A 10,830-nucleotide genomic window follows, 5' to 3' on the forward strand; every position below is an offset into this window, starting at 1 on the left:
GAGTGAAAGAGTTATACTCTTTCACTTTCGTTATTTTTAAAGAAATGAAATTTAAGGGATATCAATGGCTAATACATTTTCGCTTATTTTAGTGATCGTAACTCTAGTGACCGGCATTGTATGGGCATTGGAAAAGTTTGTGTGGGCGAAGAAACGCCAGCAGAAGCTTGCTGATGTGGAAGCACAAACGAATGGCCTAGACGCTGAAACCAGCGCAAAAGTTACGGCTCAGCCTTGGTGGGTTGAGAACAGTGTGTCCATTTTCCCGGTAATTGCATTTGTTTTGATCTTGCGTTCATTTATTTATGAGCCGTTTCAGATCCCATCTGGTTCGATGATGCCAACGCTTTTGGTAGGTGATTTCATCTTGGTAGAGAAGTACGCGTACGGTCTTAAAGACCCAGTATGGCGCACTCAATTGGTAGAAACAGGCAAGCCAGAACGTGGCGATTCAATCGTATTTAAGTACCCGCCTCAGCCAAACATTGACTACATCAAGCGTGTTGTCGGTTTGCCAGGTGATACTATTCGTTACAGCAGTCGTAAAGAAATCTGTATCCAGGCGAAAGGGACAAGTAGCTGTAAACCAGTGAAACTAAGTAATGTAGAAGAAAGCCAATTTATTCAAGATGGTGTGCCTCTGATTCAGCTGAATGAACAGCTTGGAGACGTAGAGCACCAAATCTTAGTTAACCCATTGCGTCGTGATCGTGTGCAAGCATATCAACCTCGTAACGGTGTTAACGAATGGGTCGTTCCAGAAGGCCAATACTTTGTGATGGGTGATAACCGTGACAACAGTGCTGATAGCCGTTACTGGGGCTTTGTCCCTGAAGCAAACCTTGTTGGTAAGGCTGTTGCTATTTGGATCAGTTTCGAATTCGAACGTGGTTCAGACAGTGTACTTCCAACATGGATTCCTACTGGTGTGCGTTTTAATCGCATCGGTGGGATTCATTAATCGATCAATTAACACATCGAGAGAGCATGAATTCTCCAATTGATAAACTAGAGAGAAAGGTTGGCTATCAGTTCAATGATGCCGATCTTATCCACTTGGCGCTGACTCACCGCAGCGCCGCTGGTAAACATAACGAACGTCTTGAGTTTCTGGGCGATTCAATTTTAAGTTTTGTTATCGCTGATGATCTATACCACCGTTTTCCTAAGGTAAACGAAGGTGATATGAGCCGCATGCGCGCGACATTAGTACGTGGTCATACATTGGCAGAACTAGGTCGTGAATTCGAACTAGGAGATTACTTAAAATTAGGTCCAGGTGAGTTGAAGAGTGGCGGTTTCCGTCGTGATTCTATTCTAGCGGATGCTGTTGAAGCGATCATCGGCGCTATCTATTTAGATAGTGATACCGAGACGGTTCGCGGCATTATTTTAAGCTGGTACCAATCTCGCCTAGAAGCTATTCAGCCTGGAGTATCTCAAAAAGACCCGAAAACTCGTCTTCAAGAGTTCTTACAAGGTCGAAGAAATCCTCTACCTGTCTACACAGTGACTAATATTAAAGGTGAAGCACACAACCAAGAGTTTACGGTTGAGTGTGAAGTGGCAGGTGTGGATAAACCTGTTATCGGTAAAGGCACTAGCCGCCGCAAGGCAGAACAAGCGGCTGCTGAAACAGCATTAGAGCAACTAAGCAATGTCTGATAACAACCAAGAATTCGATATCGATGCATTCTTTTCATCTGATAGCAAACAACCTAGCCTACCGGAAAACCAACACTGTGGCTTCATCGCTATTGTAGGTCGCCCAAACGTAGGTAAGTCGACGCTTCTGAACCATATTCTGGGACAGAAGATTTCTATTACATCACGTAAACCACAGACGACACGTCACCGTATTATGGGCGTGGAAACTGAAGGTGATTACCAAGCGATCTTCGTTGATACTCCTGGACTTCACATTGAAGAAAAGCGTGCAATCAACCGTTTGATGAATCGTGCAGCAAACAGCTCACTGAGTGATGTGAACCTAGTATTCTTCCTTGTTGACGGTACTCACTGGACTGAAGACGATGAGATGGTTCTGAACAAGCTGAAGAAGACTGACTTCCCAGTTGTACTTTGCATCAACAAAGTAGATAACGTTCAAGACCGTACTAACGTGATGCAGCACATGATGGAAGTCTCTAAGAAGATGGACTTCATTGATGTTGTGCCAATCTCGGCGAAGCAAGGTAAAAACATTGATGTACTGCGTAAGCACGTACGTGAACACTTACCTAAAGCGACACACCACTTCCCAGAAGAGTATGTGACGGATCGCTCGCAGCGTTTTATGGCGTCTGAAATTATCCGTGAAAAGCTGATGCGCTTTACGGGTGATGAACTACCTTACTCGGTAACGGTTGAGATCGAACGTTTCGACTACAATCCAGACAACGATGGTTTCCACATCAATGCGCTAATTCTTGTTGAACGTACCGGTCAGAAGAAAATGGTGATTGGTAAAGCGGGCGAGAAGATCAAAACGATTGGTCGCGAAGCACGTATCGATATGGAAGAGCTATTCGGCCGTAAGGTTTACCTAGAGACTTGGGTTAAGGTTAAATCTGGTTGGGCTGATGATGAACGTGCACTTCGTTCACTAGGCTACATCGACGATCTATAATCTAGATTGAACTTCACTTTCCTGAACTGGATGTGAAATCAAAATAGTGAGTTGAAGAGAGAGTGCGAACTCTCTCTTTTTGTATCTGCAAGAAGGATGAATCATTGAGCGAAGGGTTACAGCGATGCTTTGTATTGCACCGCAGGCCATATAGCGAGTCGAGCTTGATACTGGATATTTTCAGTGAAGAGTTTGGCCGTGTAACGTTGATGTCGAAAGGTGCTCGTAGCAAGCGTTCCAATTTAAAAGGAGCGTTGCAGCCTTTTACGCCTCTACTACTAAAGTGGTCGGGGAACAGCTCAATGAAAACACTGCGCCAAGCTGAGCCTATCAGTTTAGGTTTGCCTCTCACTGGCATTAACCTCTACTCCGCAATGTATGTGAATGAGCTGATTGGCCGAGTGCTGATGGCTGAAGTGCCAATGCCTGCTCTTTTTCACGACTATCTTCATGCTTTAACAGAGCTGGCGCATAATGAAAATCCAGAGCCAGCACTACGTCGCTTTGAGTTGGCACTGTTATCTTCTATGGGTTATGGCGTCGACTTTTTACACTGTGCAGGTACCGGTGAACCGATTGATCCAACAATGACTTATCGCTATCGAGAGCAGAAAGGTTTCATTGCTTCAGTACGTCGAGACAACCTGACTTTTATGGGCGATGAACTTATTGCGATCAGCGAACGTAGGTTTATCACTAAAGAGCAGTTAAAAGCGGCAAAACGCTTTACACGCATAGCCTTAAAGCCGTATCTTGGCGGCAAACCATTAAAAAGTAGAGAACTGTTTTTGCCAAGAGCAGGTCTTTCTAGAGCACGGAGTATTGGAAAATGAGCTCAATCCTTTTAGGCGTTAATATCGACCATATTGCAACACTACGTAATGCACGTGGTACTAAATACCCAGATCCAGTACACGCAGCTGAAATTGCTGAGCGTGCTGGTGCTGACGGTATCACCATTCATCTGCGTGAAGACCGTCGTCACATCGTTGATCGCGATGTACGTATTCTGGCTGAAACTATCCAAACTCGCATGAACTTAGAAATGGCAGTGACGGATGAGATGGTTCAGATTGCACTAGATACTAAGCCTGAGTTTGTTTGTCTTGTTCCTGAAAAGCGTGAAGAGTTAACTACTGAAGGTGGCTTGGATGTGGTTGGTCAACTTGAGAAAGTAAAAGCGGCAACGCAAAAGCTATCTGCAGCTGGTATTAAAGTGTCGCTGTTTATCGATGCGGACCGCGAACAGATTGATGCAGCAAAAGCGTGCGGCGCACCGTTCATTGAACTTCACACTGGTCACTACGCTGATGCGAAAACAGAAGAAGACCAACAAGATGAGCTGAAAAAGATTGCGGCTGGCGCAAGCTACGCAGACGATCTAGGTATTACGGTGAATGCCGGTCACGGCCTGACGTACCACAACGTGGCGCCAATTGCGGCACTGCCAGAGATCTACGAGCTAAACATTGGTCACTCAATCATGGGACGTGCAGTCTTTGATGGTTTGAACAAAGCCGTAGCTGACATGAAAGCTGTAATGGAAAACGCGCGTAACAACATCTAGTTTGTTAAGTATCTAGCTTATTAAATATCTAGTTTGTTAAGTGGCATCATCAAAAAGTAGTTAAAGGGTAATCATGGCTGTTGTAGGGCTTGGGACAGATATCGCGGAAATTGAACGTGTTGAAAAAGCATTATCACGCAGTGGTGAGGCATTTGCTCAGCGTATTCTGACGAACTCTGAATTTGAAGTGTTTCAACAGCTCAAGCAAAAAGGTCGTTATCTAGCTAAGCGCTTTGCAGCTAAAGAAGCAGCATCAAAAGCGCTGGGTACAGGTATCGCACTGGGTGTTACTTTCCATGACTTCGAAATTTCGAACGACGAGCATGGCAAGCCAGTGCTGAGCTTGCACAATAAAGCTCGAGAAATTGCGCAAGCGAGTGGCACAACTTCGATTCACCTGACTATTTCAGATGAGCGTCACTATGCGGTAGCGACAGTACTCTTAGAGTCGTAATCTCTAACTCATCCTGGTGTTCGCTCGTTACTGAGTAAATAGCATAAAAAAAAAGCAGAGCTTATACGCTCTGCTTTTTTGTTGCTTTGAATTCGAGGTTAAGCCGATTCAATCACTGGCTGGTTTTAAGTAGTGAATAGCGGTCGCTTGCACCTTATCGAGCTCGTCTTGAAGTTCAAAGAGTTCTGGCTCGATATCTTCAATTGACGTACCTGAGCGCAGCTCTTTTTCTATCGTGGCACAGACCGATTTAAGCCTTGGTACGCCACTGTATGAGCTACTGCCATGCATCTTGTGGATGATGTGTATTAGCTGATCCACAGGGTAATCCGTGTCTTCGATCGCTTTCTCTGCCGCGTCATACACCTCAGGGATAAAGTCGACCAGCATCTGCAGCATATCGCGTGCGAGGTCTTCTTTATTGGCGGCCTGCTTCATCGCAGCTTGCCAATCAATGATGATGTTCTTGTGCACGCTAACATTACTTTCAGACACTTGACTGTTGTCGATCTCGGCTGACACCGCAGGGTGATCTGGATTTATCTTTTCGATGTGCTCAACCTCAGAGGTCGGGCTCCAATGAATCAATACTTGCTGTAATACATGCTCTTCAATTGGTTTGGTCAGGTAGTCATCCATACCTGCTTCTAGCAGCCTATCGCGCTCGCCTGTCATGGCGTGTGCGGTAACAGCAATCACCGGCGTGTTGGCATTGTTGGCGAGCTTCTTGATGTTCTGGCAAGCCGTCACACCATCCATCTGCGGCATCTGAATATCCATGAAGATGATATCAAACTGAGTCTCAGTAGCTTTGTCGATAGCTTGCTGACCACTGGTACAGCTGATAACGGTTTCCACGCGTTCTTTGAGTAGCGCGGTGATAAGTTTCAGGTTGGCTGGGTTATCATCAACAGCCATCACAGTCAGTGGTAGTTTCTCTTCTGAATGGGTTTCAATCGCTGGTGCAATCAAGGTTGGCGCTTGGTTCGACACCAGAGTTTGCAGTAGCTTCTTACGTGAAAGAGGTTTAGTGATGCATTGAACATCGACTTCTTTCATCAATTGTTCGCCAAGTGCGAGCTCGGTACTCGGTGTACCAATGATCACGTTCTGAGCAATCTTCTTCGCGCCAATTGCCCAGCCGCTTACCGTATCAAACTGGTAATCTTGGTTGGCCGCGAGGTTCAGCAGTACATAGTCGTACGAAGTCGATTCGTCAGGCATCACCGAACGGTAGGTAACGACTAAACCTTCTTGGGTCAGGATTTGTTGAGTAATCGAAGCCGCTTGCATGTTTGGTTCGATAAGCAGTAGTTGCTTGTCTTGCAGACATTGAGTCTCAATTAGCTCTGTCAACGGCATATCGGTGGTGGATAGTCTTAGCGTAAACCAGAAAGTGGAACCTTGGTGTAGGCGACTGGTTAGGCTGATCTCACCGCCCATTTGGCTCACAAGTTTCTGGGTGATAACCAGACCTAATCCCGTACCACCATAGCGACGAGATATACTTGCATCAGCTTGGCTGAAGGCTTGGAATAGTTGGGCTTGCTGACGCTCAGAGATACCAATACCCGTATCACGAACCATGAACTGTAGTTCGATGTTGTCTTCGCTTTGTGAACGTAACTCAACGCTAATATCGATGTTACCACGCTCGGTAAACTTGATTGAGTTACCCACTAGGTTGGTCAGAATTTGTTGGATACGCAGTGGATCGCCAACAACGCCAGCAGGCACTTTAGGATCAATCTTAAGTGTAAGCTCTAGGCCTTTCTCATGAGCGTTGGTCGCTTGAAGGTTCACTACCTCTTCTAGGCTCGCTTGGAACTCAAATGGAATGTTTTCTAGCGCCAGTTTACCGGCTTCAAGTTTCGAGAAGTCCAAGATATCGTTGATGATACTGAGCAGGTTATTTGCAGAGCGTTCAATGGTCTGTAGATAATCTGTCTGACTGTTCGATAGATGTGTTTTAAGCATTTGTCGCGTAAAGCCAATCACACCGTTAAGTGGTGTTCTTAGCTCGTGAGACATGTTTGCCAAGAACTCAGACTTAACACGCGCCGCTTCTTGTGCGCGTTTTTTCGCAATGTCTAACTCAACGTTTTGAATTTCTAGCTGCTCAAGAGTTTCACGTAGATCCGAAGTGGCTTGGTCGATACTGTGCTGCATCTCGACGTGATATTCCGACAGCGATACCGCCATCGCGTTGATACCATTTTTCAGTGAGTCCAACTCACCGTGCATTTTGCCTTCGATACGGACATCTAAGTGACCACGACGAATTCGGTCCACCATGTTTTTCATGTGTGTGATCGGTTGAGTTACATCGTGCATCAAGCGGAAAGCGAATACACCAGAAAGCCCCAGTCCAAGAATCAGCACTAAGAAGGCAGAGAACACTTCTTGGTATTGCTGCAAACGAAGTGAAGAAAGATCTAACTCAATCGCAATATAACCAATCGCTTGGTTGGCCTGAGACTGTCCGTTAGCCGAGTTGATGTATTGGCCTTCTGCAATAATCGGTGTCCGAAGAATCAGTGTGTTATCGAGTAAGTCAGAAGAGCTTAAATGCGGAATCGGTTTATCTTTAGGATAAGTTAGGCTTTCGAAATCAGGGTGGAAGTTTGAGGTTACAAACAATTCATGGCGTTCATCGAACACCGCGATACTGCGTACCAGCTTAGAGTTCTTTCGATGTGCATAGCTGATTAACTGACGAACAGACTCTCGACTTTCGAGTTGCATGCCAGATTCACTCGCAATTGCCAGTGGTTCAATGATGCTAGTACCTGTGTTCACCACCTGACCTTCAAGGTCTTGATAGCGGTTAAATGAGAAAAATGCACTCAATAGCAGCCCAATAATCAGGGTTGGAGCTAGAGTTAAGGTAATTACACGGGCTCTTAAGCCATATCTGGTCATGTTCTTTAATTACATCGAGGTCTGGATATGGGAAAATAACGCACACAATGGCGGTTAAGTGAACGGTAAGCTTAATCAAAGCCGTGACGTTCGACAATGACTCCAAGACAGAATAGTGAGTCCTGGATACCAATTACTTATTAAAAGATACATTAGGCACAAGCAATGGCACGTTTTTTCCAACCAAAAAAGAAAACTCAACTCGAGACCAAGCATCAATCGGTTTTGGTTGAACGAATGGATCACAATGGCGCTGGCATCGCTTATCAGAAGAATAAACCGGTTTTCATTGATGGCGCATTGCCCGGTGAACAGGTGGTTATTCAGCTTACTGAAAGTAAAAGTAAGTTTGCACGCGCGAAACTCATCAAATTACTGAAGCCAAGCGAGCAACGTTTAAAGCCTTTTTGTAAACACTTTAATCAGTGTGGCGGTTGTCACCTTCAGCACCTTGGTTACCAATCTCAGGTAGAACACAAGGCACAATCTCTTACGCACTTGATGAACCAATATAAGACAGATGAGACAGAGATGGCTCAACCGATTGTGGGTGATGAAACGGGTTATCGTCGTCGCGCGCGTATCAGCCTGTTTGTTGATAAGAAAACGCATAAGCTTCAGTTCGGTTTTCGTAAGAAGCAGAGCAAGCAGATAGAAAACATCACCGATTGTGCCGTGCTTGATCCTCGCCTAAATGTATTGCTGCCAAAGGTGAAAAATTTACTCAACACTTTCAGCAACCTTACGTCTTTAGGACACGTTGAATTGGTATTGGGTGATACTGGCCCGGTAATGGTGTTACGTCACCTCAAGCCTTTGATTGAAAAGGATGAGCAAGCATTGGTTGCGTTGGCGAAAGAAGAAGGCGCGATACTGTACTCAATGCCAGAGACCGACAAGTTAGTTCGTCTGGTTGGTGATGCGCCTAGCTACAGCGAAACGGGTGTTACCTTACCTTTTGAGCCAAATCACTTCATTCAGGTGAACCAGAAGGTTAACCAGCAGATGGTGGCTCAAGCGATTGAATGGTTAGAACCTAAAGCGGATGAGCGAGTGCTGGATCTGTTTTGTGGCTTAGGTAACTTCAGCCTACCTATCGCTCAACAGTCGGCGTTTGTGGTTGGTGTTGAAGGTGTCGATGAGATGGTTCAGCAGGCCACATCAAATGCTCAATTGAACCAGTTGAGTAACACCGAGTTTTACCAAGCGAACCTTGAAGAAGACTTATCTGCGCAAGCTTGGGCAAAAGAGAAATTTGATAAAATCTTACTGGACCCAGCTCGTGCTGGAGCGAGTGGTGTTGTTGATCAAATTTCAGCGTTAGGAGCGAAGCGTGTGGTTTATGTTTCGTGTAATCCTGCTACTCTAGCTAGAGATTCAGAGAGCTTAGAAAAGCAAGGCTACCAATTAGCCAAACTTGGTATGTTGGATATGTTTCCACACACCAGCCATTTAGAATCGATGGCTCTCTTTATCAAGGCTTAAAGGCCCGTAAATAAGGCTTAAAAATGAATGACAAAGGCGCAGGGACACTTGCGCTGATATCAATATGGTCGAACTAACTTGGAACCAGTTAGTCATATTGAATTGGGTATAAAACAGAATAACTAGGAAGGCACGATGGTTGCGGTACGAAGCGCACATTTAAACCCAAGCGAACAGTTTGAGCTAGAAAGTTGGATTGCGTCATTAAAGCAAGACGCAAAAACCTCGAATAAACTGAATAAAGTTTATCGTCACTGTGAAGAGCTATTAAAAGATCACGAGCAAGCATCACTCTTGCTATGGCGTGGACGCGAGATGATTGAAATCTTGGTCACGCTGTCGATGGATCGTGCAACATTAGTCGCAGCACAACTCTTCCCTGTGGTATCAAGTGGCGTTTTTGAGCGCGAAGCCTTCGAAGAAAGCTACGGCAAAGAAATCGTTAAGCTGATTGACGGCGTTGAAGAAATGGCGGCCTTGGGCCAGCTAAACGTAACCCTTGAAGGCAGTGCCGCCTCGGGTCAAGTTGATAACGTTCGACGCATGCTATTGGCCATGGTTGATGATTTCCGCTGCGTAGTTATCAAACTTGCGGAGCGAATCTGTAACCTTATCGAGGTGAAAAAAGCGCCTGATGCTGTGCGCCGAGCGGCAGCAAAAGAGTGTTCTAACATCTATGCCCCACTGGCAAACCGTTTAGGTATCGGCCAACTTAAGTGGGAAATCGAAGATTACGCATTCCGCTACCAACAACCAGATACCTACAAGCAGATTGCAAAACAGCTGTCTGAGCGTCGTATCGTTCGTGAACAATACATCACAGATTTCGTTGATGATTTAACCGCAGAAATGCAGCGTTCAAACATCAATGCTGAAGTGAGCGGCCGACCAAAACACATCTACAGCATCTGGCGCAAAATGCAGAAGAAAGGCTTAGCCTTCGATGAGCTTTTTGACGTACGAGCAGTACGTATTATCGCTGACCAGCTACAAGACTGCTACGCCGGTCTTGGGGTAGTACACACCAAATACAAACACCTACCGAGTGAATTTGATGACTATGTGGCGAACCCTAAGCCAAATGGTTACCAGTCGATTCATACCGTAGTCCTTGGTCCTGAAGGCAAGACTATTGAGATTCAGATCCGTACCAAGCAGATGCACGAAGACTCTGAGCTTGGTGTGGCGGCGCACTGGAAGTACAAAGAAGGCTCTTCTGGTGGTCGTAGCGGCTACGATGAAAAAATCACTTGGTTGCGTAAACTTATCGACTGGCAAGAAGAGATGTCGGACTCTGGTGAGATGCTGGATGAAGTGCGTAGCCAAGTCTTCGATGACCGTGTATACGCATTTACTCCACGTGGTGACGTGGTCGACTTGCCAATGGGCGCAACCCCGTTGGACTTCGCTTACCACATCCACTCGATGGTAGGACACCGCTGTATCGGTGCCAAAGTAGCGGGACGTATCGTACCGTTCACTCATAAACTATCGATGGGCGACCAAGTTGAGATCATCACGCAGAAAGAGCCGAATCCATCTCGTGATTGGCTTAACCCAACCACAGGTTTTGTTCATTCTGGTCGTGCTCGAGCGAAAATCAACGCTTGGTTCCGCGCGCAGAGCCGTGAGAAAAACCTAGAAGCGGGTCGTGACATCTTGGAAGTTGAGCTAGCGAAAGTAGGCGCAACACTAAAAGATGCTGATCAATACGCACTAAGACGCTTTAACGTGAATACGCCAGACGAGCTTTACGCTGGTATTGGTAGTGGC

The 10,830-nt window shown here is 45.8% G+C and carries 9 protein-coding genes; 8 read left to right on the forward strand and 1 reads right to left on the reverse strand.

Annotated elements, in window-relative coordinates; genetic code table 11:
* Positions 1-64 precede the first annotated feature (64 nt).
* From lepB to acpS, 6 genes are all read left to right on the forward strand, one after another.
* Positions 65-961, forward strand: a complete 897-nt coding sequence (gene lepB, locus BCT81_RS28505; RefSeq protein WP_102426612.1) for a signal peptidase I — start codon at positions 65-67, stop codon at positions 959-961.
* Positions 962-987: 26 nt separating this feature from the next.
* Positions 988-1,665, forward strand: coding sequence for a ribonuclease III (gene rnc, locus BCT81_RS28510; protein WP_102426613.1), 678 nt, complete (start codon positions 988-990; stop codon positions 1,663-1,665).
* The gene (gene era / locus BCT81_RS28515) at positions 1,658-2,629 is read left to right on the forward strand and encodes a GTPase Era (protein ID WP_008224485.1); all 972 of its coding nucleotides are present in this window, start codon (positions 1,658-1,660) and stop codon (positions 2,627-2,629) included. Before rnc ends, era begins: the two co-directional genes overlap by 8 nt.
* 104 nt (positions 2,630-2,733) lie before the next feature.
* Positions 2,734-3,462 carry a DNA repair protein RecO gene (gene recO / locus BCT81_RS28520; RefSeq protein ID WP_102426614.1) on the forward strand — a complete coding sequence of 243 codons (729 nt, stop codon included), beginning with the start codon at positions 2,734-2,736 and terminating at the stop codon, positions 3,460-3,462.
* Positions 3,459-4,196 (forward strand): pyridoxine 5'-phosphate synthase, encoded by a 738-nt coding sequence (gene pdxJ / locus BCT81_RS28525; RefSeq protein WP_004739038.1) that lies wholly within the window; start codon positions 3,459-3,461, stop codon positions 4,194-4,196. The genes recO and pdxJ overlap by 4 nt, the downstream gene beginning before the upstream one ends.
* Before the next feature lie 73 nt (positions 4,197-4,269).
* A complete protein-coding gene (acpS, locus tag BCT81_RS28530; RefSeq protein WP_102426615.1) occupies positions 4,270-4,650 on the forward strand; it encodes a holo-ACP synthase in 381 nt (126 codons plus the stop codon).
* Positions 4,651-4,758: 108 nt separating this feature from the next.
* On the opposite strand, the gene barA is transcribed toward acpS, so the two are convergent.
* A complete protein-coding gene (gene barA, locus BCT81_RS28535) occupies positions 4,759-7,572 on the reverse strand; it encodes a two-component sensor histidine kinase BarA (protein ID WP_102426616.1) in 2,814 nt (937 codons plus the stop codon).
* A gap of 165 nt (positions 7,573-7,737) precedes the next feature.
* Between barA and rlmD the strand changes: the two genes are divergently transcribed.
* Positions 7,738-9,057, forward strand: coding sequence for a 23S rRNA (uracil(1939)-C(5))-methyltransferase RlmD (gene rlmD, locus BCT81_RS28545; protein WP_102426617.1), 1,320 nt, complete (start codon positions 7,738-7,740; stop codon positions 9,055-9,057).
* Positions 9,058-9,192: 135 nt separating this feature from the next.
* Positions 9,193-10,830 (forward strand): GTP diphosphokinase (gene relA / locus BCT81_RS28550; protein WP_102426618.1); only part of this gene is annotated, 1,638 nt, incomplete at its 3' end.

It is taken from the genome of Vibrio sp. 10N.261.52.A1 (assembly GCF_002876325.1).
Classification (GTDB): Bacteria; Pseudomonadota; Gammaproteobacteria; order Enterobacterales; family Vibrionaceae; genus Vibrio; species Vibrio chagasii.